Below are 22109 nucleotides of genomic sequence, written 5' to 3' on the forward strand. Positions count from 1 at the left end.
TAAACTGTGATGCCAGACTAAAACCTACTGCGCCAGTTAGTATTATTATTTTAGATAAAATCAAAGTAGGTTAGAAAAATACAGTATTTGAGATATTAGGAGTTTTTGATTAGCTTTTAGATTTTCAAATTGAACAATATTATAATACCTTATATTGCTTTTGATATTGGTGAATATGTCTATATTAAATTTGAAATATAGAGTTATTATTATCTTACTTATATTATATGTTGTGTAGTTGCTATACTAGATATTGATACTTATGGAGTTTGGCTGTCGCCATCGGGCTTTACGTTGCAATCCTTTGAGCAAAGAACGCTCAAAAGGATTTCCACTTCAATCCCTAACTCAAAAACATTCTTATATCAATGTTTGTAGATATTTTGTTAAGGTATGATTTCTAGTTGCTTATTAGTTAGTCAAAGAGATTGGCCTTCGGCCCTGCCCCTCTGACTAATCCTAAAAGCACTCACACTACTCACTACTAAAATACTTCGCAAACATCATATTACATATCAAGTCTGCTTCGTATATTATCCACTCGTTCGTGTTCGTAGCTTTTTAGGATTGCCATTCACTGCCCCGTCGCCCAATGCCCTGAGTGTTTAGTTTTTAGATTTCTTACCTTAGTTATTTTATGGAGCCACCACGTTTTTGATAATGTGCTACATTAGTTTTTTTAGTTTATAACTTTGTAGGTACATTATTAGTGTAGTTACCTGGTGGAGGCAAGAAAGGTTATTTTTGGTACTCCGACTGGGATAAGACCATCGCTCCGCTATCCCAGTCTAGGTTTTATTAGCTTTTAAGGATAAAAAAGTATGCCATTTTATCAGTAAAAATACTTATATTTTATAAAATTATTTACCTCCATAACGTGCATATATCAATGATTGCAGGGGAAAATAACGTTAAGTAAATTACATAGGAGGAATCAAGATGATAAAGGCACTTAGCATGGAAAAATATTTTAAAGAAGTTATAAATAATGAGAATAGGTACTTGGATCAGTTTGGTTTTATGCCGCTATATGGTACAGATTATGAGGGATTGAGAGTATTGACATGATAAGTATGAACCTACAGGTGAGGGAGAGAGAGGTTTATTTTTAAAGTATGCTCATGATGTAGTGAATAGTTTGCAAGTGGCATTAGCTAAGTTTGTAAAGGAAAGTGATATTAATTACGTAGAAGATATTTAGCAAAATATTTTATAAGACAAAAATATTTACATTATAATTATTGTATATTATTATATAGTTAACCGTTGGAAGGCGAGGATAATGCCTGAATCCAAATATTCCATTAACGGGAAGAGTAAGAAAAATTTCTTACTCTTTTTTGATAGACTAAGGGATTATAATAGTTAAAAATATGTGAATAACCTTTGGATTAAAGTGATATCAACATATTTCAAAATAGAAACGTGTACAAGAATCAATTAGATTACACTATAATGTATTTAAATAAATCATGAAAAATAGGGGGATATTTTGGATAAAGATAAGAGAGAAAACAAAAAACTATTACAGGGATTTAATAATATAATATTAATTTTAGTTATGACAATAATAATATTTACATTATATATAATCGCTATGAATGAAAGAATTAGTAATTTAGAATTAAAAATATTAAGAATTTCACATGAATTAGATTACACAAAAGGTCTTGTTGAAGACCTAAGTAAATAAATTTAATCACCTAAATATTTATGAACGGTCATTTAATATTTAGGTGATTTTTTGATTTTCAAAAATTCATATTAGATTTTGGTGCAAGCTTAGGTTTTTACATTTATTGAAGTTTTATTAATGTAAAATTTAACTAACATAATGAGTTTATTATATAAATGATATAATGTTGTTAGATAGAGATAAAAGATATTATTTATAAGGAGTAATAAAATGGAACTAACCAAGGGGATATATGAACAAATCATATCAGAAAAAATAAACTCAGATTTAGAATACAATAAAGCTAACATAAATATAGAAACAGAAATAATACAAAAAGAAGAAGCTAAAATAGTTTTAGCAAAATACATAGAAGAAGTGACAAAACAAAGCTTAAATTTAATAAAAAATAAAGACTTAAATGAACAGATAAACATATGTAACAAAATAATAAACTACCTGTCAAAAGAAACAGAAGATGAAGATATAAAAGAAAGTAGTATACATCGAGATGGACAAGTACTATTGTCAGTAGAAAGTAAAAAAGACAATTCTATATTAAATAAAAATAAAATAAGACCTATAACTCCAATATCACAAAGCTTCTTATTTACAAATTCAAATCATGACCCCGACTTAGTAGGTGAATTAAAAAGAGAAATAGCAACAAGTGATAGTATAGATATATTAGTATCATTTATAAAATGGACAGGACTTAGACTTATAAAAGATGAATTGATAGAACATACAAAAACAAAAAAATTAAGGATAATAACAACATCATATATGGGTGCAAGTGATTTTAAAGCAATCAAGTTCCTTTCAGAACTACCAAATACAGAAGTGAAAATATCTTATGACACAGAAAGAACTAGACTTCATGCAAAGAGCTATATGTTTTATAGAAAAACTGGTTTTACAACTGCATATATAGGTTCATCTAATATGTCTCAAGCAGCAATGACAAGTGGATTAGAATGGAATATGAAAGTTAGTGAAAAAGACTCTAAAAATATAGTTGATAAATTTAGGGCAACTTTTGAAAGTTATTTTAATGATGATGAATTTAAGTTATTTACAGAGAATGAAAGTGAAAGATTAAAAACTGAACTTTACAAAGCTAAATATAAACAAGGTATTTCAGATAATGAAGAATTGGTAAACTTTGATATTAGACCATATCATTATCAACAAGAGATATTAGAAAAGTTACAAGTAGAAAGAGAAATCTTAAACCATCATAAAAACTTATTAGTAGCAGCAACTGGTGTTGGTAAAACGGTTATATCAGCTTTTGATTATAAAAATTTCTGTAAAACTAATAAAGGAAAAGTAAATAGATTACTATTTATAGCACATAGAGAAGATATATTAAAGCAAAGTTTAAAGACTTTTAGAAATATATTAAAAGATAGAAACTTTGGTGGATTATATACAGGTAACTACACACCAGACAATATTGGTCATGTATTTATGACTATTCAAACATTTAATTCAAAAAAGTTTGAAGAATCAACAAGTACTGATTTTTATGATTTTATAATAGTTGATGAGTTTCATCATGCTTGTGCTAATACATATCAAAAACTATTAAATCACTATAATCCTAAAATACTTTTAGGACTTACAGCAACACCTGAAAGAATGGATGGAAAAGATGTTTTAGAATATTTTGATGGAAAAATATCAGCAGAAATGAGATTAGGGGAAGCTATAGATAGAAAACTACTATCTCCATTTCAATATTTCTGTGTAAGTGATGAACTAGATTTAAGTAACTTAAGGTGGTCTAGAGGTGGATATGACAAAGAACAAATATCAAATTTAATAACAGATAATAAGCGTAGAGCAGAATTAATAAGAAGAAGTCTATATGATTATATAACAGACTTAGATGAAGTAGTAGGACTAGGATTTTGTGTAAGTATAGAACATGCAGAGTTCATGGCAAATTTCTTTAATAACAATGGGATAAATTCAGTAGCTATAAGTTCTAGATGTAGTGAGGAAGAAAGAGATAAAGCTAAGTTAGGATTAACAAATGGTGAGTATAAATTTATATTTGTAGTAGATTTATATAATGAAGGGATAGATATACCAGAGATAAATACAATACTTTTCTTAAGACCAACTGATAGTATAACGGTATTTTTACAGCAATTAGGAAGAGGTCTTAGACTTAGTGATAACAAAGACTGTTTAACAGTATTAGATTACATTGGACAAGCTCATAAAAATTATAACTTCTATGAAAAATTTGCAGCTATATCAAAGAAAAAAGGGAAATCTCTTAAAGAAGAAATACAAAATGGGTTTATAACACTTCCTAAAGGGTGTCATATTAAAATGGAAAAGCAAGCAAGGGAATACATACTTAGGAATATAAATGCATTTATAAATAATAAAAATACTATTATAAACAAAATTAAAACATTTGAAATTGAAAGTGGTAAAAAATTAAATTTGACTAACTTCTTAAACTTCTATGATGTATCATTAAAAGATATATATAAAACTAAAAATACATTTGAGAGGCTTTGTGTTAATGCAAAGGTAAAAGAAGATTTTGATTGTATAGATGAGAAAGTATTAAGTGGAGGAATGTTAAGACTAATACATGCAGATTCACCAAGAGTATTAAATTTTTGGATTAATACCTTAGAAAATTTTGATATAAATAAAAAGTATGAATTTAATGAAATAGAAGAAAAAATGTTACTAATGCTACATTTTACCCTATACAACAAAGTTCCAATTGATTTAGGACTAAATAATATGAATGATATGTTAGCTAGGTTATATGAAAACAGAGAAATTTATAAAGAGATTATAGAAGTTTTAAAATATAATTTAAGCAATATAAATATGATACCGTTAAAAGATAGCTTAACTTATGATAGTTTATTTGAAGTACATGCTACATATACAAGAGAACAAATTTTATGTGCTTTTGGTAAAAATACTCTAACTAAAAAGTATCCATCTCAAGAAGGAGTTTTATATGTAGAAGATATGAAAACGGATATATTCTTTATAACTTTAAATAAAGTAGATAAACATTTTTCACCGTCTACTATGTATGAGGATTATGCTATAAATGACGAACTTTTTCATTGGCAAAGTCAAAGTAAAACAAGTATAGATTCTAAAACGGGGCAAAGGTATATTAATCATAGGAAAACTAATAATAATATATTATTGTTTGTTAGAGAAAATAATAAGGAAGATAATGTAACTAGTCCATATATTTATTTAGGGGAAGCTAATATTGTAAGTTTTGAAGGAAATAAACCTATAAATATAGTATGGAGTTTGAAAAAAAAATTGCCTGCAAGTGTAGCTATAAAGGCTGAGAAAGCTTTGTAAAATTAAGATTATAGCTATATTGAAGAAAGTTAAATATTTATAGGTATATAAAGGTATATAAAAATAATGCGTCACTATAAAAGGTGATGCATTATTTTTATATAGAAACATTAAATTAATTTATGCTTTAATAATTTATTTTCGACTTTATGATAGCTAGTCACACTCATAATTACACCCTCCTCCCATAAACTATAACCTCTTTCAGAAATACCAAGTAATTTAGAAGCTGATCTTTTAGTTAAATTATTTTCTAACCTCCAATTAAATAGCTTGTACTTAAAAGTAGATGATTTAAGTAAGAATTTTAAATAACCTTCTTTACATAAAATATTAATATCTAATATAGTAGATAGTTTGTTAATGGAATCTAAAGTAGGATAAAATTCATCACGTTCATAAGATCCTATCATACTATGTTGCATACCAACTTTATTGCCAAGTTCATATTGAGATAATCCTTTAGATAACCTAAGCTTCTTTAATCTTTGTCCAAAGGTATCTTCTGGTAAATCACTATAATCATATAACTTATGAATAAACTTTGCATTTAGAAAGGTCTCGCAGAACCCATCCGTATCTAAACACAAACTACTATCCTCAAACTGCGACCCCTCAAGACCATGGTAAAATATTCTAATCTCCCCAAAATCGCCATCCCAAGTAATCCTATCAACAACAGAACTAAGCAACAACTTTCTTTCCTCAATAGAAGCTTCATCAATAAACTTATTAAACTTATTCAAATTCTCAATAATCAAATCAATATTAAGCATCTCAATCTCGATATCATTACTAACATCATTAACAATATCCAACTTCTTCTTCAAACGATTAACCTCTAAACCTAACTTATCAATTTGGGCAATAATATATTTAGAAGCAGGACCAGCACTAACCTCACTAAGTTGCATTACAAGCTGTTCAATAGCCTTCTCTTTATTATCAATTTCAACTTGGATATCTATATTACTTTTAGGTTTAATACTCTTAAAACCACTTTTAAGCTTCTTATATTCACCAATTAAAACTTCTTTATCAGTTACCTTAATCTTATCAAGAACAAAGTTCTCAATTTCCTTACCATTAATATTACAGTTAGTGCAATTATACATAGTGTATTTCTTATTACACTTATAATAATAAGACTTAACTTTATTATCATCCTTACCATAAGAAGAGTAAGTTAAAACCATAGCGCTACCACATTTAGAACACTTTAAAATACCAGATAAGATACCATTTTTACCTGAACCAGTTCTACAACCTTTTTTACTTTGCTTATCAACTACTTTTTGAATATCAAGCCACATGATATCATCTACAAGGCCATCATGTTTTGATACTGCATAGATCCAATTGCTCTTATCAACCTTCTTCCCATTTTTATTCTTACCATAAGTTAAATAACCACATCCATTAAAATCACCAGTTACAAAAATATCATTAAGTTCAAAGTAATCATGAGTAAACTTACTAGACTTAACATAAATAGGGTTAGTTAAAATATCCTTAACCATAGATGGAGTAACAGTACCACCATTTTTACCACAGATACCATTTTTGTATAAATATTCACTAACCTTAGTTAAAGAACGTACTTCTAAAAACTTGTTATATATATCAGTAACAAGTCCTATTTCATCTTCATTAACTTTTAAAATATTGTATCTATGTTCCTTGCCATTAGAGGTATAATGAACAACTTCATTTTCATATCCAAGAGGAAGTTGACCTCCAAGCCATTTACCATCTTTAGCAAGTTCTCTCATGTTATCTCTAACACGTTCAGAAATAGTTTCTCTTTCAAGTTGAGCGAATACACTTGAAATGAACATCATAGCTCTACCCATAGGAGTAGTAGTATCAAATTGTTCTTTGATAGAAATAAAACCAATACCAAGTGAAGATAAATCATCAATTAAAGATGAGAAATCAGCAACGTTACGACTTATACGGTCAAGTCTATAACATATTATAGTATCAAACTTCTTAGCTTTAGCATCTTCAAGCATTTTAGTGAACTCAGGCCTATTAGTATTTTTACCAGAGAATCCTTCATCTTCATAAACTAAAAATTCCTTAACACCAATGTTTTTACCATAGTCCATACATAATTGGATTTGGTTTTCTATAGATTCACCTTTACCGGTAAATTTAGACTTTCTTGAGTAGATTGCTACTTTCATAAATTTCACCTCCTAAAGTTATTATCAATTAGTATATATAAATATATGATGCAAAAACAAAAATAATTATTACCAAATACAGTTTGTTTCTGCAGCATAAAGTTATAAACATACATAGTTTGGGAGAGTGAAATTAGAATGATACATATTGTTGCATTTATGCCTAACTAGTTCAACAGAAACATATTCAGATTGAGCTATTTCATAATCAGAACAACCATCGTAGTTACCAAAAATAGTATCATCTAATAATAATTCCGCAGCAAAAATATTAGCTTCATTTTCATACTTTTGAACAAGAATTTTATCATACTTTTCCAAAGACAATGTATCTATATCAGGATGAAGTATAGCATGACCAAGTTCATGAGCATAAGTAATATTTCTCTGATGCTCATTAAGGTCAGAATCTATAAGTATAAATGCAAGTCCTTCAGATTTAAAATAACACCCATCAGGTAATTCATCAGCAACGCCCTCAGCAAAAAATCCAGTAATTATATTTAATTCTTTTATTATTTCTAGTGAATTACAACCTTCATATTGTTTTTTAATTCTTTTAACTTTCTCTTTTATGTCTTTGTAACACAAACCCATCGCCCCTTTATATAATCTAAGTGCTATACATCTTAATAGCTGTATAGCTATTTCCCCTTTTTATTTTGTTCTTCAAGAGCTAACAGCATCCCCATTTTCATAGCTGTTAACACACTATCAATAGCTTCTTTAGAAGCTGGTTTTCCAGAAAAACTTAATCCTTCTTTTCTTAATTTACTTTCAGCATTTGCCATTATAGTTTCAACAGTTTCTTCAGATTTATCATTTACACTTTCTCTTTTGAAATTTATATCATTAGTAAGACCAAGTAAATAATCAGTAGATACTCCTAGTGCATCTGCTAATACTGCAACAACAGCAGCTTTAGGTTCTCTTATTTCATTTTCATATCTAGAAAGACTAGCTTCAGTTATATTAGCCTTTTTACATAATTCTTTTTGATTAATATTTAAATAACGTCTAGCTCTAGAAATTCTTTTTCCTATACTTTCCAAATTTAACACTCCTTTGGATTTATATTTTATAAACCCTATATTTATTAATTTAATAATAACATGAAATTACCGTAAATGAAATAAAAATGTATAAACGGTAATAAAGTGACAAAAAAAGTGGTAATTTATTTAAAAATTACCGATAAGTAATTGACATATTGTATTAACAGGTTGTATTATTAAATTACCGAAGTGCAAGAAAAATATAAATATAAAAAATAAAATATATATAGGGAGCAAACAAATGGGATTTAAATTACTAAAATCAAAAAGAGCGCTACTTGGATTAACTCAAAATGAGGTAGCTAACATGATGGGGATAAACTGCAAGAGTTACAACTTTAAAGAAAATGGTAGGGTTGGATTTTCACTAGATGAAGTTATCAAAGTCAGTAGTGTTTTAAATCTTAACTTAGAAGAAGTGAATGATATTTTTTTACATATCTAATTACCAAAAGGTAATAAAATATAGGGGGGAGAAAGTGAAATGAACAATTTAAAAGTATTTACAAATGAAGAGTTTGGAGAAATAAATGCAATTTTAGTAAATAACAAAGAATATATTGAAGCTATAACATTAGCAGAAATTCTAGGATATGCAAATCCAAGAGATGCAATAATTAGACACTGTAGAAAAGAGGGGGTAATTTTTTCCGACGTGGGGGTAGTTACAGGCAAGAGAATTGATAATACTGATATAGTTCAACATGTTAGTAAAAAATTTATAGATGAAGGTAATGTATATAGACTTATCATAAGATCAAAATTACCAAGTGCAAGAAGATTTGAAAAGTGGTTGATGGAAGATGTGATACCTTGTATAAGACAAAATGGTGCATATATGAGTGATGAGGTTATTAATAAAACACTACAAGATCCAGATTTTATAATACAAATGGCAACGAAACTTAAAGAAGAAAAAGAACAAAGAATGTTAGCTCAAAGGAAAGCTGAAACTTTAGAAGCTAATATAACTCTAAATGAACCATATACTAATTTTGGAAAAAGTATAGCAGCGTCATCTGATGCAATAACAATAGGTCAATTTGCTAAGCTTCTTAATAACAATAATATAGTCATTGGTAGAAATAGGCTTTTTAAATTTTTTAGAGATCATGGATACCTTATAAAAACTGGTGAAGAAAAGAATATTCCAAAGCAAGTTTATGTTGAACAAGGATTATTTAAAGTATGTGAATGTATAGTAAATACAGCTGAAGGTAAGATACTATCAGCGAAAACACTTATAACTGGAAAAGGACAAATGCGTTTTTTAGAGATACTAGAAGTACTTTTCTAAGCTAAAATTAATGGTTTATGTAACCTAATTTATAAATAGATACTATTTTTAAAAATGAATAGGACAAAACTAATCCCTCATAAGTTTAAGTATGGGAGGGGAAGCTTATGAAAGAAAGAGTCACACTTGTTGATGGGAAGAAAATAAAAAGAATAGTAGAAGTTTTTGAAGATGAAAGGCATGTAGAAGTTTTAAAAAGTAGAGCAACTTTGATAATGCTTAAAAATAGATTAGAAGAAATTATGAGAGACAAAGATACTATATTACAAAAAAATAGTGGTTAAAAATTAACCACTTTAAACATTAGTATAACTAAAATAAAAACAAGAATAGAACCAATGATACCTCTTTTGCCGTATACTTTCCAATCAGATATAGTACCATGTATAAGTTTAATTAATAGAGCTATAAGAAAAATATTAGCAACTAATTTATAAACACTAAAAGTAGTATTAGTTAGAAATAATGAATCAAATCCATGTAACAGAAATATAGATATAAGCATTATTAAAAGTATTTGTTTTTCAGTTAATTTCAAACAATCACCTCACTAAATTTATATAAGTTGATTATATGATATTAACCATTATTTTACAAATTGTAATAAAGGGGGAAACACTAATGAGAAAATACATAGATGCAAATATAGTTTATGAAACTAAAGATATGCCAAAAAAGAAATGGCTACAAGCTAGGAAAGAAGGAATAGGTGGAAGTGATGCTAGTAGTGTAGTGGGACTTAATCCATACAAAAGTGTAGTAAGTATATATATGAGTAAAATTCACTGCAATCATATCACTAACAGCTTGAAAAGAAAGACCATTGCTCAAAGCTGTATTGAAAATCAAATCAATGATAATTCAAATATCTCCCAATATAATAGAATTACTAATGAAGATTCTATTAAAGAAAATTTATACGAAGTTGATAAAGAAGTAAGTTACAAAATGGAATTAGGTAATAAACTAAAAGATTTTGTGGCTCGTGAGTTTAGCTTAAAAACTGGTAAGAAAGTTAGAAATATAAACGGAATACTTAAAAATGATAAGTATCCATTTGCAATAGCTAATATTGATAGATCTGTTGTAGGTGAAAAAGCATTTTTAGAATGTAAGGTTACAAATAGTTTTACAAAGAAAGAATGGATAAAAGAAGTTCCTATACATTATCAAATACAATGCCATCACTATATGGCTGTAAGTGGTGCTACTCATTGTTATGTAGCAGCACTTGTTGGTAATGAGGAACTTATAATACATAGATTAGATAGAGATGAAGAAGTTATAGATTCTATTATGAAACAGGAAGAAGCTTTTTGGAATGAATACATATTAGGTGAAAATATACCACTTCCAGATGGTAGTGATGATTATTCAAAGTTTTTAAGGGATAAGTATAAAGACAGTAAGAATGAGAGCTTGATTTTATTTATAAAAGAGGACAAGCTAAATCGTTATGATGAGGTAAATAGACTTATTAAAGAATTGGATACTGAGAAAAAAACTATAGAGCAATTTATACAAAGTGAAATGAAGGAATATGAAGTAGCTTTTATTGGTGATAGAAAAATTACCTGGAAGAGCCAAAATAGAAGTAGCTTAGATAGTAAAAGATTTAAAAAAGAACATCCAGAGATAGCAGAGCAGTTTATGAAAACTACTACATGTAGAGTATTTAGAATATAGGGGGAATTAAGAAATGGCAGTTTACAGACATATACATATAGATTATTGGCAAGATGGTTTTGTACTTGATTTAACACCTGAGGAGAAGTATTTTTACATATATTTAATGACTAATAGTAAGACAAGTCAATGTGGAATATATGAGCTTCCTAAAAGGATTATGGAAACGGAAACTGGATACAACAGAGAAACTGTAGAAAAGCTACTTAAAAGATTTGAGGATTATAAAAAGATTGTTTACTCTGAGGATAGCAAAGAGATATTTTTAATAAATTGGATTAAGCACAATAAGGTTGTAAGTCCTAAGGTTAAAAAGTGTATAGAAAAAGAACTTTCAAATGTTAAAAGTAAGGAGCTTATAGATTTGTTTTTAAAAGAGTGTGATAGGTATGGATACAGTATAGATACTCATAATGCAAATTGTAGTACCACTATAGATAGGGTATGCATACCCATACCTGAAGTTGATTTCAATTTGAAGGACCACTATGGGGAAAAAGAAAAAGAAAAACAAAAAGAAAAAGAAAAAGAAAAACAAAAAAAAGAACAAAATGGAGTAAATAGTATTCGTAAGTATGCACTTCTTTATGAACAAAATATAGGACTTATAAATGGTATTGTAGGTGAATGGTTATTTGAAATTGCAGAAACGTTAGACTATGATCTATTTAAAAAAGCTATAGAAATTGCTACTGATAGAGGAAAGTGCAACAAAGGTTATATAAATGGGATACTTAAACAATGGGCAGATAATAAGATAAGCAGCATGGATGATTTATTTGCATATGAAGTAAGTATTAAAAATAAAGGGGATAAAGGTGATGGAAAGTATCAATGTGAGCCTACAAAGTCTAAATATGCCAGAGAGCTTGAAGAAGAGGATGAATCAATTTATCAAAAGCCAAGTGAAGAGCAACTTGCCCAAGCAAAAAAGTGGCTACATAGATAATGAGTATAGGTGTGGTAAGTGTAGAGACTTAACGTTTATACTAGAGGATGGAGTTGCTACTGCTTGTGAGTGTAGAGCTTTGAGAGAAGCTGAGGATATTCTTAAAAAGAGTGGGATTAGTTTAGAGTTTAGGAATAAGAGTTTTGATAATTTTAATTATGCTTATGATATTCAGACTATAGATGCTTATAGAAAGGCTAGTAGTTATGTTAAGGAGTTTGGTAGCATAGAGGGTAGTCGTAATAATTCTATAATGTTTATGGGACAGGTTGGGTCAGGCAAGACTCACCTTTCTCTGGCTATTGCTAATGAGTTGATGGATGGTGGAGTTGGTATTGTTTATATGCCTTTTAGAGATGTTATTATTAAGGTTAAGCAAAACATTATGGATGATGTTTATTATCATAGGGTTATGAATAGATATAAGAATGCTAGGGTGCTTTTGATTGATGACTTATTCAAGGGGAGTATTAGTAAAAGTGATATAAATATTATTTTTGAGGTGATTAATCACAGGTATTTTAATAATTTGCCTGTTATTGTTAGTACTGAGAAGAATTTTGATGAGTTGATTGAGATTGATGAAGCAGTGGGTAGTAGGATTATTGAGATGTGTAAGGATTATTTGGTTGTGATGAAGGGTAAGAAATTAAATTATAGGATTTATGGAAATTAAAAAGACAGGCCCCGATGCCTGTCTTTTGAAGAAATTATGAAAAATAAAAAATGCTTTAATGAAGTATATAAATATTCAGTGGATATTTAGATTATATACTAATATTTGGAAATTATACATTTATCTCATACTAATTATATTTTTTGATAATTCATTAATACTATCAGATAAAATCTGAAGTTTTCCTTCTATTCTAACTAGTAAATACATACTAAGAGCAATAGGGAAACCTACAGAAGCTATCAGCGTTTGAATTTCTGAATTCATCGAAAAACACATCCTTTCAATAATATTACAAAATTCGATTTACTCATGTCGCAATAAATATTATTTCGTATACACTCAATAACATTTATAGCTAAAAAAGCTATGCCTAAAGGGGGAGTCCTTAAGCATAGCTTTTAAATTCAATACTATCCTATAACTAAGTCATAAGGAGTAGTATCTGTAACAACAACCTTAGCTTCAACAGCTGCTACTAAATCCATTCCATTTGGAGCGAATATATTTTTAGCAACTATTAAATCCATAACAGCTTTTATTTCAGCTTCTGTTATATCTTCTCTAGGGTCATCTACAGATAAAGATATTTTTTTCTCATCTTCATCTTTAAAAGTCATAAGTAATTTTTTAGTAAGTTCCATATGTAAGTCCTCCTTTCATTAAAATTTAACTTAATAGACTAGGCACCAAGTATTGTATTATCTTGCTTGATTATATCCATTACGGGATATATTTGAAGTCCCATTATAGCGGTACCTACATCAAATGCATCTTGAGCAGAAGCATCGTATTTTAATGAAGAATAAGATTTACTTCTAGTTTTAGTTTTACCATCTACCATGCCTAAATCTAATTTTACTTTTAAGCTTGAGGGGTTCTTTATTTCAATAACAGCCATATAGTTTTACCTCCTTTTTAATTTTTAGAAGTTTATGAACTTCTTGATATAAGTATAGGAAAATAAGATTTTAGGAGATACTAAAGTACTTTAGAAAAAGTTTTTATAGGAAGTTTTTAATGATGTTAAGGAGTTAAAGCTTTAATTTAAAATAATCTCAATATATTGGGTTTGGATGTGATAAATAAATTATATTAGGTGTCATAACTTAACAGTAATGACACTTATACAAATGAATAGTAATTTCTAAATGTATTTTTTAGGAACTCTTCTATATTGGTGGATTTTTAATAGGGATAATTGTAACATATATATTGCTTTTTGTAATATATATGTTACAATTATCCCTATGGAGGGTGATAAAACATTGGATAATAAAGTCAAAATAGCACGTGTTAAAATAGGCTTAACTCAACAACAATTAGCAGATAAAGTAGGTGTTACTAGACAAACAATAAGTTTAATTGAAAAGGGCAAATATAACCCTTCTCTGAATTTATGTCTACAGATTTGTTATGAAGTTGATAGTAAGTTAAATGAGATATTCTGGGTTGATAAGGGGGATTTAAATGAAAATAATTAATGATGAAAGATTAATAATCCAAAACTTGAAAAATATCAGGATTGTGTTTGTTTTACAAACATTAGGTATTATTGGAATTCTATTTTCGAATTTTATTAAGGGTGGAGCTAGAGCTGTTGTTGATAGTCCACTATTTTTTCTACTGATGTTAGTTTCTACAATATTTTCATACATTTCTTTAAATGTATCTGTTGAATATGAAGAAATAAAATCACCTAAAAGAGGTCTTACTATATATATAATAATCTCTTTAATAGTTTCAATAGCAGTTGGTTATTTTTCAATTATATCAGGAGCTATCTTGATAGAAGGAATAATTAGTGGTATTATAGTTTTTATATGTTTTTTAATATCATCAATTTATCTTTATAAATTAAGAACTAAGAAACTAAAAGAATTTGACCATGAAGATTAAAACTTTTCGTATTCTAATTAGTAAAAATACCTGGAAGAACTTCAGGTATTTTTTGTGTTCAATAAAACATATCTTATTGTGAACATATATAACCTTAACTTAAGGTTTCATATTTCAAATTAATATAATAAAAAGTTGTACATGAAAATAAATATATGTTTTCGTGTACAACTTTTCAGGTGTCATAACTTTACAGTATAGGTTTGTTTATTTAGATAAGCTATTTCAATATATTAATTAGTGTCACAACTTATTATCAATATTGCTTTTCCCCAGCATATCTAAAAAACTAAGATTGATTAGGAATTAATAGATTTATATAAAAAGATCCAAGAGTGCAAAGAACGCACACTTGGATTTTTTTAGTTTGTTACGATATATGTATCTTTAAAATCTTTAGATATAGCTTCATTTTTAAGTTTAATAGCATTAGATTTATCTTTAAAAGAGCCTATGCAAACTCTATAAAACACACCATCATCAACTATTGATTTATTTACAAAATACAGTAAAGTTGATGAAATACTATCTGCTATATCTTTTATATATTTACTAGAGCTTAAAGAAGCTTCTACATCACTATGAGATATAAAGTCTATTTCTATTAAAAGAGCAGGCATTTTAGTTTTTCTAAGTACAGAAAAATCTTTACATATTTTAATACCACGATTAGGTGTATTTAAAGATTTTGAAAAATTAGAGCAAATATTTTTAGATAATGTATATAACTTACTTTTTTCATCATATACCCAGACTTCACACCCTTTAGAAGATTTGTTAGTGGATGAATTCATATGTAGGCTTACAAAGTAGTCGCAGTTTTCTTTGTTGGCTTTTGCACTTCTGTAATCTAGTGAATAATATTTATCATCTTCACGAGTTGTTATTACTTTTTCAAAAGCTTCTTCTAAATTCTTTTTAATTAATATTCCTATTTTTAATACTGTATCACTTTCTTTTGTATTGTTAGAGCCTAGCGCTCCAGGATCTTTTTCGCCATGTCCAAAGTCTAAATACCATTTCATATGTGTTACCTCCTTAATATTTATGTGTTAGCTATAAAAATAAAGTATTTTTAAGATGAATAATTTTTATAAATTAATTTTATAATTTTAAAATAAAAGAAATATATTAAAAAACTTAGAAAGTATATTATTAAAATAATATAGGCGACGTATAAAGAACTTGAAATGTGGTATTTAGATCGCAGAGACTCTGATTCTATACTTTGTACAGGTAACTATAAGAGTTAATTTTAAGTTAAAATAGACTCGATATTATAACTAATGCTATAATTAAAATGAAAATAAACTATAATTTAGAACGCAATTATAAAAAAAGAAGGTGTTATATAATAGGTGGTGTAATAATGGACAAAAGAATATCTAAATTAATTTTGAATACATTTGATGGTAGTATGAAAATGACAACAATAAATCCTAAATGTTTAGATACAGAAATTGAATTTAGTATCAAATATTATAATGATAACGATGAGTTGATAAGTGCAATTACTAGATTCGAAGGTGTTGTTTCTATTGATTTTGAAATAAATTATTTTGATAATTACATTGGTTCTGAGTTATGTGGATTATATGAAATATTCGACAGAACCTATAAAATAGATATGATTGAAAAAGTATTTAAAAATCGCTTAAAACATTTCTTGATTGATGGTAATTATAATTACAATGAGAATGATGAATATGATATGTTGAATTATAGAGAAAATTTTTATAAAATAGAAAATAAAATTGATGAATACCATTTATATGAACATCAAACTCTTGGCGGGATTTTCTCCATTCTAGCAAAGGGGTATACATTGATCGAAGAATAAATCTGTAAAATTATAGGCTATTAGAATTATCTTTATATTTTTAACACTATATCAAAATATAAAGATAATTCAATTGATGAAAATAATTTAAATAAATATGAAATTAAAATTATTAATTATATGAAAGAGAATGGATATATTACAAATATATTAAGTAGAGAATGTTTAGGATTTGGAAAAACAAAAACCTATTTAATTTTATGATATAATTAGAGCAAAGCTTTAATTGTAGGATAAAAGTAGCTCATAAATACATATAATGAGGTGATAATATGAAATGGGAAGAAGTAAGAGCGTTGTACCCAGATAAATTTATAAAATTAGAAATTATAGAATCTCATATAGTAGACCAAAAGGAATACGTAGATGAAGTAGCGGTTATAAAAGCTATAAGTGATAGCAAAGAAGCTATGAAAGAGTTTATAAAATGTAAAAATAGACAAGTTATATATAGCACTAAAAATAAAGATTTCGTAATAGATGTTGTAAAGCATATAGGAATAAGAAGAGGTATATAAAATGAAAAAATTAGAGTTTAAGAATGGACTTTTATATACTGATATAGAACTAACTCATGAAGGAAAAAGTATAGTAGTAAATGATGTGATTGTTGATACAGGAGCATCACATACAATAATATTACCAGAATACTTAGAAATGATGGATGTTGGGTTTAGTGAAGATGATACAATTGTAAGAGCATCTGGATACGGAGGAAGTATAGCATATTCAGTAAGAAAATCAATAAATAAAATATCTTGTGGAGATATTACAGTAAACAATATAAGATTAGACTTTGGAGAAATAGATCCACTTGAAAGAGTTAATGGATTACTAGGTTTAGATTTTCTAAAAGCTTCAAATATAATTATTGATTTAGCAGAGGATATATTAATAAAAAAATAAACTTAGAATAATATCCCTCATAAAGGTTGATATAGATGATAGAATATATATAAGTATATTCGTAAAACTATATTGAGTTTATGGGGGTATTTTTAATGTTGGATTATTTAACTAAGGAAGATTTACCAGAATCATTAAGGGATATTGTTGATGTTATAGGGATGGATTCTTTAAAGGAATTAATTAGACTAGCTGGTGGTAGTAGTTTATATATACCTAATGAGAAGAGTGTTACTAAGCCTGTTAGGAATAAGATAATTAAAGAATCTTTTAATGGTAATTATAAGGAGTTATCAAGGAAGTTTGGTATAAGTGAAGTTCAAGTTAGAAATATTGTAAATTTAAGCAGTTAATAAGAAGGGGGAGATATTAATGGCTTTAAATATAAAATTTAAACATATAATGATTTTAATTTGTATGATGATATCATCTATTTGTATTTTTTCTACAAATATAATTGGAACAATACCACTTCCAATTATAGTTCCATTTTTACTTAATTTAAAATATAAAGACAAAAAAAGTATTTTTACTATAGGTACAATTACTGTATTCATCGCATCTTGGGCTATGGAAGAAACGGGTATAGCAATACTTTTGATTCCACTATGTTTAATTGGAATGCTTTTTTCTATGTATGCTAGTGATATAGGAAAAATTACCAAATACTTATTTTTCAAAGAAAATGAAAATACTTATTTGAAGAATGTAGTAAATACTATAATAGTCATAGCACTAGCAATTTTTAGCTTTAATTTTTATAGTGATTTAAAAGGAAATCCAATTACTTATATTAAAGCACAAGAGAAGCTTAATTCTTACATAAATGAAAGTTATAACGATAAATTTATAATAGGTGAATATAGTTATTTTGGGTTAAAAGGTCCGTTTTATAGCGTAAGGATAATAGATAAAAATAATCAAGATAAAGATTTTATAATTAGCTATAATTCTTCTAATAATTATATCGATGACGAGTATTATAATATCAATTATAGTGATATAGCCGACAAAATAAACAATAACGTACAATCTACAATAATTAAAAAATTAAATTTGTATAAGGAAAATATAGAAGTTAATTGTGATATAGGAAAGCTAAAAGTAGACTATGATATATCTAATAAATTTTCTGTTAGAAATCCTATTGATGTTTCTATATATATAATCCCTGAGTATGGTCCAGACTATAATATAGTAGGTCAATTTTATAAAAATAAAGGTGAGTTTGCAGAAGATGTGTATGAAATAATTAAAATATTAAAAAGTACAGAGTATAATTATAAAACTGTAAAATTTGAAGCTTCTCCAATTCATAATAATTTATCTGAAACTTATTATAAGTATAAGACTACAGATATTAATAACGTAAACTCACTAGATGAGGTAGAAAATAACATTGTAATAGCAAGAGAAAAATCTAATAACTAATAATAAATTGAATTTAAAATCAAAATGGGGGATATGGTGAAATACAATAGTTGGAGTAAAAATATTATTAAATTTAAAATAACGCGTCATAATTATTAGGTGACGCGTCATTTTTTAGATATTAAAAAAATAAGTGAAAGAGCATACAGATGTATTTAAAGAAGTTTATAAAAGACTTAATAAACATATAATTAATGGTATAATATTTTTAATGAGATAAGCAGATAAGCATATTAAATATGTATAAATATAAATCATAATACTTTTAGCAAAGGAGATATTTAATTGAAGAGTATAAAGGAAATATTATCTATACTAGAAAAGTTAGAACATGATATAGCGGATGAATTTGAAGATCAGGATTTAGATTTTAAAGAATGGGTTTCTAGGCATGGAGATAAAAGAAAAAATGATAAAGAATCAATTGATATAATAGTTGAAAACTGTGTGGCTATGGCAAATGGCGGTGGAGGAAGTCTTGTTGTTGGTGTTAAGGATAAAGTAAAAGGCAAAGAAAATGCTATACTTGGAATTCCAACAGATGTAGATCAATTTGCAATAATGAAAAAGGTATTTGAAAGAACAGACCCGCATATAACACCACAAGCAGAAATTATAGATGTAGAGTATGGAACAGGAAAAATATTAGTTGTAAATATATATGCAGGAAATCCTCCATATACACAAACAGATGGAGCGGCAAAAATAAGAATAGGTAAATCATCAGAGCCATTAACAGGATCAATAAGAGGTAGTATACTTACTGAAACTGGAGATAGTGATTTTACAGCAGAATTAACTAATGAAAATTATAAAGATATTATTTCTCCTAGCGCAATGGAAAAGGTTAGAGAAATAATGGAAAAAGAAAGAGCAGCAGATGAGTTAAGAGCTATGAGTGATGAAGATTTATTAAACTCTATAGGTGCTTTAAGAGGAAATAAACTTACTAAAGGAGCGCTACTTTTAGTAGGCAAGGAACAGTTTATACAAAAGTATATACCTTATTATAGTTGGGGATATAGAAAAATGTTAAGTGATACAGACTACAGTATAAAGGATGGAGCACATACAGCTATACCTGTTGGATTATATGATATAGAACGATATGTAGATGCTGATAACCCAATAACTACAATTGAGGTAGGATTTGTTCACCCAGAGATATATATGTATCCTAAGATAGCGCTTAGAGAAGGTATATTGAATGCATTTTTACATAGAGATTTTAGAGTATCAGGAGTTACATTAGTAAAGCAATATAAGAATAGAATAGAAGTTACCAATCCAGGAAGCTTTATAGGAGGTATAACACCAGATAATATACTTCATCATCCATCAAAAACAAGAAATCCTCATTTAGCAGATTTAATGGATAAACTTAAATTAGTTAATAGAAGTAATTTAGGTGTTCCTAGAATTTATAAAGCATTGTTAACTGAAGGTAAAGAGCCACCACAATATAGAGAAATAGGGAAGTCTATAGAATTAATTATAAATGCATCGAATATATCTATAGAATTTATAAATCTTCTTAATAAAATTGCTAGAGAAGGACATAGTTTGGATGTAGATCATTTGATTATATTAAATTATTTAATTAAACATAGAGAAATAGATTTAATAGAAGCTAGTAGAATAACTCAAAGGGGTCAAGGTCAGGTTAGAGAAGTTCTTAGTTATATGGAAAATAATCTTAAAATAATAGAGTCTAGTGGCTCAATAAGAAATAAAATATATATGATGTCTTCTAATGCATATGATATTTTAGGTGAAAGTACAGAGTATTATAGAGATAGAAGTTTAGATGATGCTAGCATTAAAGCTACAATACTTTCAACTCTACAAACTAAAGATAAACTTACAAATGCTGAGATAAGACAAATTACATCTCTTGATAGAAAAAAAGTATCAAGGTTGATGAAAAGTTTAGAAGAGCAAGGTGTTAAGAGCAAAGGTGCAGGTAGAGGTTATTATTATTATTTAGAAAAAAAAGATGATAAATAAAAATGAGATATTAATGAGACAAGTAATAAATAAATGAGACATTAATGAGACAAATAATAAATAAATGAACCATTAATGAGACAAATAATAAATAAATGAGCCAATAATATTGAATCACAAATATTAAAGTAGGTTTATTAAAATAGTTAAATTTAATGACATATGTTGAAATAAGTAGAAATAATATCCCTCATAAAGGTTGATATAGGTGGTAGAATATATATAAGTATTCGTTAAAGCTATATTGAGTATATGGGGGTATTTTTAATGTTGGATTATTTAACTAAGGATGATTTACCAGAGTCATTAAAGGATGTTGTTGATGTTATAGGAATGGATTCTGTAAAAGAGTTAATTAGGTTAGCTGGTGGAAGTAGTTTATATATACCTAATGAAAGTAGTGTTACTAAGCCTGTTAGGAATAAGATTATTAAAGAAGCTTTTAATGGTAATTATAAGGAGCTATCAAGGAAGTTTGGTATAAGCGAAGTTCAGGTTAGAAATATTGTGAACTTTAAAAGTTAGTTAAACTATATGATTGATCTTTTGTTTAAAAGAATGATAGATGTAGATAGTTGAATTAGGAGCAAAAACCCACTCCTATATCAACTATCTTTATTTATATGTTGGGGTCAAAAACTTTGAGGTCTATGTGACTTTCACAGATTATAGCAAAAGGCGCCATAAACTATGACGTCGCATTTCGTGACTCCATAGCCTAATAAGAAATAAATAGTATGAATTGGTTTAATGAAGTTTTAAAGAATAGATGTAGATAGTTGAAATATGAGCAAAAACCGCTCATATATCAACTATCTTCATTTATATGTTGGGGTCAAAAACTTTGGGGTCTAGTCTGACCTCACAGATTATAGCTGAGGAGCGCTATAAACTGTGATGCCAGACTAAAACCTACTGCGCTAGTTAGTATTATTATTTTAGATAAAACCAAAGTAGGTTAGAAAAATATAGTATTTTAGATATTGGGAGTTTTTGATTAGCTTTTAGATTTTTAAATTGAACAATATTATAATACCTTATATTGTTTTTGATATTGGTGAATATGTTTATATTAAATTTGAAATAAGATCGGAAGAGCACACGTCTGAACTCCAGTCACCGTGTAGGATCTC

At 27.6% G+C, this 22109-nt stretch carries 26 protein-coding genes; 18 read left to right on the forward strand and 8 right to left on the reverse strand.

Translation table 11 applies throughout. The annotated features are described in order from the left end of the window. The first annotated feature begins 939 nt into the window (after nucleotides 1-939). The 3 genes from AC11VW_RS00595 to AC11VW_RS00605 all read left to right on the forward strand — a co-directional run bounded on the left by AC11VW_RS00595 (nucleotide 940) and on the right by AC11VW_RS00605 (nucleotide 5041). Nucleotides 940-1068, forward strand: a complete 129-nt coding sequence (locus AC11VW_RS00595; RefSeq protein WP_484299452.1) for a hypothetical protein — start codon at nucleotides 940-942, stop codon at nucleotides 1066-1068. Between the two features lie 424 nt (nucleotides 1069-1492). After that, the gene (locus AC11VW_RS00600; RefSeq protein WP_484299453.1) at nucleotides 1493-1693 is read left to right on the forward strand and encodes a hypothetical protein; all 201 of its coding nucleotides are present in this window, start codon (nucleotides 1493-1495) and stop codon (nucleotides 1691-1693) included. A 213-nt stretch (nucleotides 1694-1906) separates the two neighbouring features. Further along, complete coding sequence (locus AC11VW_RS00605) at nucleotides 1907-5041, forward strand: DUF3427 domain-containing protein (protein WP_484299454.1); 3135 nt, start codon at nucleotides 1907-1909, stop codon at nucleotides 5039-5041. 110 nt (nucleotides 5042-5151) lie between these two features. Here the strand turns inward: AC11VW_RS00605 and AC11VW_RS00610 are convergent, their stop codons facing one another. The 3 genes from AC11VW_RS00610 to AC11VW_RS00620 form a co-directional block, all read right to left on the reverse strand. Beyond that, nucleotides 5152-7230 (reverse strand): recombinase family protein, encoded by a 2079-nt coding sequence (locus AC11VW_RS00610; RefSeq protein WP_484299455.1) that lies wholly within the window; start codon nucleotides 7228-7230, stop codon nucleotides 5152-5154. Nucleotides 7231-7332: 102 nt separating this feature from the next. Next, complete coding sequence (locus tag AC11VW_RS00615; protein ID WP_484299456.1) at nucleotides 7333-7821, reverse strand: ImmA/IrrE family metallo-endopeptidase; 489 nt, start codon at nucleotides 7819-7821, stop codon at nucleotides 7333-7335. Between the two features lie 53 nt (nucleotides 7822-7874). Then, nucleotides 7875-8282, reverse strand: coding sequence for a helix-turn-helix domain-containing protein (locus AC11VW_RS00620; RefSeq protein WP_484299457.1), 408 nt, complete (start codon nucleotides 8280-8282; stop codon nucleotides 7875-7877). Between the two features lie 244 nt (nucleotides 8283-8526). Here AC11VW_RS00620 and AC11VW_RS00625 point away from each other — a divergent pair, with 244 nt between their 5' ends. The 3 genes from AC11VW_RS00625 to AC11VW_RS00635 all read left to right on the forward strand — a co-directional run bounded on the left by AC11VW_RS00625 (nucleotide 8527) and on the right by AC11VW_RS00635 (nucleotide 9866). Continuing rightward, the gene (locus tag AC11VW_RS00625; protein WP_484299458.1) at nucleotides 8527-8730 is read left to right on the forward strand and encodes a helix-turn-helix transcriptional regulator; all 204 of its coding nucleotides are present in this window, start codon (nucleotides 8527-8529) and stop codon (nucleotides 8728-8730) included. A 39-nt stretch (nucleotides 8731-8769) separates the two neighbouring features. Beyond that, nucleotides 8770-9582 carry a phage antirepressor KilAC domain-containing protein gene (locus tag AC11VW_RS00630; protein ID WP_484299459.1) on the forward strand — a complete coding sequence of 271 codons (813 nt, stop codon included), beginning with the start codon at nucleotides 8770-8772 and terminating at the stop codon, nucleotides 9580-9582. 107 nt (nucleotides 9583-9689) lie between these two features. Beyond that, the gene (locus tag AC11VW_RS00635) at nucleotides 9690-9866 is read left to right on the forward strand and encodes a hypothetical protein (RefSeq protein ID WP_484299460.1); all 177 of its coding nucleotides are present in this window, start codon (nucleotides 9690-9692) and stop codon (nucleotides 9864-9866) included. On the opposite strand, the gene AC11VW_RS00640 is transcribed toward AC11VW_RS00635, so the two are convergent. Then, nucleotides 9863-10120, reverse strand: a complete 258-nt coding sequence (locus AC11VW_RS00640) for a hypothetical protein (RefSeq protein ID WP_484299461.1) — start codon at nucleotides 10118-10120, stop codon at nucleotides 9863-9865. The genes AC11VW_RS00635 and AC11VW_RS00640 overlap by 4 nt on opposite strands. Before the next feature lie 83 nt (nucleotides 10121-10203). Between AC11VW_RS00640 and AC11VW_RS00645 the strand changes: the two genes are divergently transcribed. From AC11VW_RS00645 to AC11VW_RS00655, 3 genes are read left to right on the forward strand one after another with little or no spacing between them, the layout of a single operon-like run. Then, nucleotides 10204-11268, forward strand: a complete 1065-nt coding sequence (locus AC11VW_RS00645; protein WP_484299462.1) for a YqaJ viral recombinase family nuclease — start codon at nucleotides 10204-10206, stop codon at nucleotides 11266-11268. A gap of 13 nt (nucleotides 11269-11281) precedes the next feature. After that, nucleotides 11282-12217: a DnaD domain protein gene (locus AC11VW_RS00650; protein WP_484299463.1), complete on the forward strand. Its 936-nt coding sequence runs from the start codon at nucleotides 11282-11284 to the stop codon at nucleotides 12215-12217. Continuing rightward, nucleotides 12186-12893 (forward strand): ATP-binding protein, encoded by a 708-nt coding sequence (locus AC11VW_RS00655; RefSeq protein WP_484299464.1) that lies wholly within the window; start codon nucleotides 12186-12188, stop codon nucleotides 12891-12893. The genes AC11VW_RS00650 and AC11VW_RS00655 overlap by 32 nt, the downstream gene beginning before the upstream one ends. A 120-nt stretch (nucleotides 12894-13013) precedes the next feature. On the opposite strand, the gene AC11VW_RS00660 is transcribed toward AC11VW_RS00655, so the two are convergent. From AC11VW_RS00660 to AC11VW_RS00670, 3 genes are all read right to left on the reverse strand, one after another. After that, entirely contained in the window at nucleotides 13014-13160 is a 147-nt protein-coding gene (locus AC11VW_RS00660) for a YvrJ family protein (protein WP_484299465.1), read from the reverse strand. Nucleotides 13161-13306: 146 nt separating this feature from the next. Next, complete coding sequence (locus AC11VW_RS00665) at nucleotides 13307-13537, reverse strand: DUF2922 domain-containing protein (protein ID WP_484299466.1); 231 nt, start codon at nucleotides 13535-13537, stop codon at nucleotides 13307-13309. A 38-nt stretch (nucleotides 13538-13575) separates the two neighbouring features. Further along, nucleotides 13576-13794, reverse strand: coding sequence for a DUF1659 domain-containing protein (locus AC11VW_RS00670; protein ID WP_484299467.1), 219 nt, complete (start codon nucleotides 13792-13794; stop codon nucleotides 13576-13578). A gap of 367 nt (nucleotides 13795-14161) precedes the next feature. Here AC11VW_RS00670 and AC11VW_RS00675 point away from each other — a divergent pair, with 367 nt between their 5' ends. After that, a complete protein-coding gene (locus AC11VW_RS00675) occupies nucleotides 14162-14377 on the forward strand; it encodes a helix-turn-helix transcriptional regulator (RefSeq protein ID WP_484299468.1) in 216 nt (71 codons plus the stop codon). Then, nucleotides 14364-14792, forward strand: a complete 429-nt coding sequence (locus AC11VW_RS00680; protein WP_484299469.1) for a hypothetical protein — start codon at nucleotides 14364-14366, stop codon at nucleotides 14790-14792. The genes AC11VW_RS00675 and AC11VW_RS00680 overlap by 14 nt, the downstream gene beginning before the upstream one ends. Nucleotides 14793-15154: 362 nt before the next feature. On the opposite strand, the gene AC11VW_RS00685 is transcribed toward AC11VW_RS00680, so the two are convergent. Beyond that, a complete protein-coding gene (locus AC11VW_RS00685) occupies nucleotides 15155-15817 on the reverse strand; it encodes an N-acetylmuramoyl-L-alanine amidase (protein ID WP_484299470.1) in 663 nt (220 codons plus the stop codon). Between the two features lie 344 nt (nucleotides 15818-16161). Here AC11VW_RS00685 and AC11VW_RS00690 point away from each other — a divergent pair, with 344 nt between their 5' ends. The 7 genes from AC11VW_RS00690 to AC11VW_RS00720 all read left to right on the forward strand — a co-directional run bounded on the left by AC11VW_RS00690 (nucleotide 16162) and on the right by AC11VW_RS00720 (nucleotide 21501). Next, nucleotides 16162-16632 (forward strand): hypothetical protein, encoded by a 471-nt coding sequence (locus AC11VW_RS00690; RefSeq protein WP_484299471.1) that lies wholly within the window; start codon nucleotides 16162-16164, stop codon nucleotides 16630-16632. Between the two features lie 272 nt (nucleotides 16633-16904). After that, the gene (locus AC11VW_RS00695; protein WP_484299472.1) at nucleotides 16905-17150 is read left to right on the forward strand and encodes a hypothetical protein; all 246 of its coding nucleotides are present in this window, start codon (nucleotides 16905-16907) and stop codon (nucleotides 17148-17150) included. A gap of 1 nt (nucleotide 17151) precedes the next feature. Beyond that, nucleotides 17152-17538 carry an aspartyl protease family protein gene (locus tag AC11VW_RS00700; protein ID WP_484299473.1) on the forward strand — a complete coding sequence of 129 codons (387 nt, stop codon included), beginning with the start codon at nucleotides 17152-17154 and terminating at the stop codon, nucleotides 17536-17538. Between the two features lie 95 nt (nucleotides 17539-17633). Beyond that, a complete protein-coding gene (locus tag AC11VW_RS00705) occupies nucleotides 17634-17891 on the forward strand; it encodes a Mor transcription activator family protein (protein WP_484299474.1) in 258 nt (85 codons plus the stop codon). A 19-nt stretch (nucleotides 17892-17910) separates the two neighbouring features. Continuing rightward, nucleotides 17911-18969 carry a YfjL-like protein gene (locus AC11VW_RS00710; RefSeq protein WP_484299475.1) on the forward strand — a complete coding sequence of 353 codons (1059 nt, stop codon included), beginning with the start codon at nucleotides 17911-17913 and terminating at the stop codon, nucleotides 18967-18969. A gap of 285 nt (nucleotides 18970-19254) precedes the next feature. Further along, on the forward strand, nucleotides 19255-20976 hold the full coding sequence (locus tag AC11VW_RS00715; protein WP_484299476.1) for an RNA-binding domain-containing protein: 1722 nt from the start codon (nucleotides 19255-19257) through the stop codon (nucleotides 20974-20976). Nucleotides 20977-21243: 267 nt separating this feature from the next. Continuing rightward, nucleotides 21244-21501, forward strand: a complete 258-nt coding sequence (locus AC11VW_RS00720; RefSeq protein WP_484299477.1) for a Mor transcription activator family protein — start codon at nucleotides 21244-21246, stop codon at nucleotides 21499-21501. Nucleotides 21502-22109 lie beyond the last annotated feature (608 nt).

The organism is Romboutsia sp. (assembly GCF_056995035.1).

Bases quoted from the DNA above. Each gene is read 5' to 3' on its own strand.
- AC11VW_RS00635 (WP_484299460.1), top strand. From the start codon at position 9,690: ATGAAAGAAAGAGTCACACTTGTTGATGGGAAGAAAATAAAAAGAATA.
- AC11VW_RS00605 (WP_484299454.1), top strand. From the start codon at position 1,907: ATGGAACTAACCAAGGGGATATATGAACAAATCATATCAGAAAAAATA.
- AC11VW_RS00650 (WP_484299463.1), top strand. From the start codon at position 11,282: ATGGCAGTTTACAGACATATACATATAGATTATTGGCAAGATGGTTTT.
- AC11VW_RS00695 (WP_484299472.1), top strand. From the start codon at position 16,905: ATGAAATGGGAAGAAGTAAGAGCGTTGTACCCAGATAAATTTATAAAA.
- AC11VW_RS00610 (WP_484299455.1), bottom strand. From the start codon at position 7,230: ATGAAAGTAGCAATCTACTCAAGAAAGTCTAAATTTACCGGTAAAGGT.
- AC11VW_RS00625 (WP_484299458.1), top strand. From the start codon at position 8,527: ATGGGATTTAAATTACTAAAATCAAAAAGAGCGCTACTTGGATTAACT.
- AC11VW_RS00665 (WP_484299466.1), bottom strand. From the start codon at position 13,537: ATGGAACTTACTAAAAAATTACTTATGACTTTTAAAGATGAAGATGAG.
- AC11VW_RS00700 (WP_484299473.1), top strand. From the start codon at position 17,152: ATGAAAAAATTAGAGTTTAAGAATGGACTTTTATATACTGATATAGAA.
- AC11VW_RS00690 (WP_484299471.1), top strand. From the start codon at position 16,162: ATGGACAAAAGAATATCTAAATTAATTTTGAATACATTTGATGGTAGT.
- AC11VW_RS00645 (WP_484299462.1), top strand. From the start codon at position 10,204: ATGAGAAAATACATAGATGCAAATATAGTTTATGAAACTAAAGATATG.
- AC11VW_RS00680 (WP_484299469.1), top strand. From the start codon at position 14,364: ATGAAAATAATTAATGATGAAAGATTAATAATCCAAAACTTGAAAAAT.
- AC11VW_RS00670 (WP_484299467.1), bottom strand. From the start codon at position 13,794: ATGGCTGTTATTGAAATAAAGAACCCCTCAAGCTTAAAAGTAAAATTA.
- AC11VW_RS00720 (WP_484299477.1), top strand. From the start codon at position 21,244: ATGTTGGATTATTTAACTAAGGATGATTTACCAGAGTCATTAAAGGAT.
- AC11VW_RS00595 (WP_484299452.1), top strand. From the start codon at position 940: ATGATAAAGGCACTTAGCATGGAAAAATATTTTAAAGAAGTTATAAAT.
- AC11VW_RS00705 (WP_484299474.1), top strand. From the start codon at position 17,634: ATGTTGGATTATTTAACTAAGGAAGATTTACCAGAATCATTAAGGGAT.
- AC11VW_RS00685 (WP_484299470.1), bottom strand. From the start codon at position 15,817: ATGAAATGGTATTTAGACTTTGGACATGGCGAAAAAGATCCTGGAGCG.
- AC11VW_RS00660 (WP_484299465.1), bottom strand. From the start codon at position 13,160: ATGAATTCAGAAATTCAAACGCTGATAGCTTCTGTAGGTTTCCCTATT.
- AC11VW_RS00710 (WP_484299475.1), top strand. From the start codon at position 17,911: ATGGCTTTAAATATAAAATTTAAACATATAATGATTTTAATTTGTATG.
- AC11VW_RS00630 (WP_484299459.1), top strand. From the start codon at position 8,770: ATGAACAATTTAAAAGTATTTACAAATGAAGAGTTTGGAGAAATAAAT.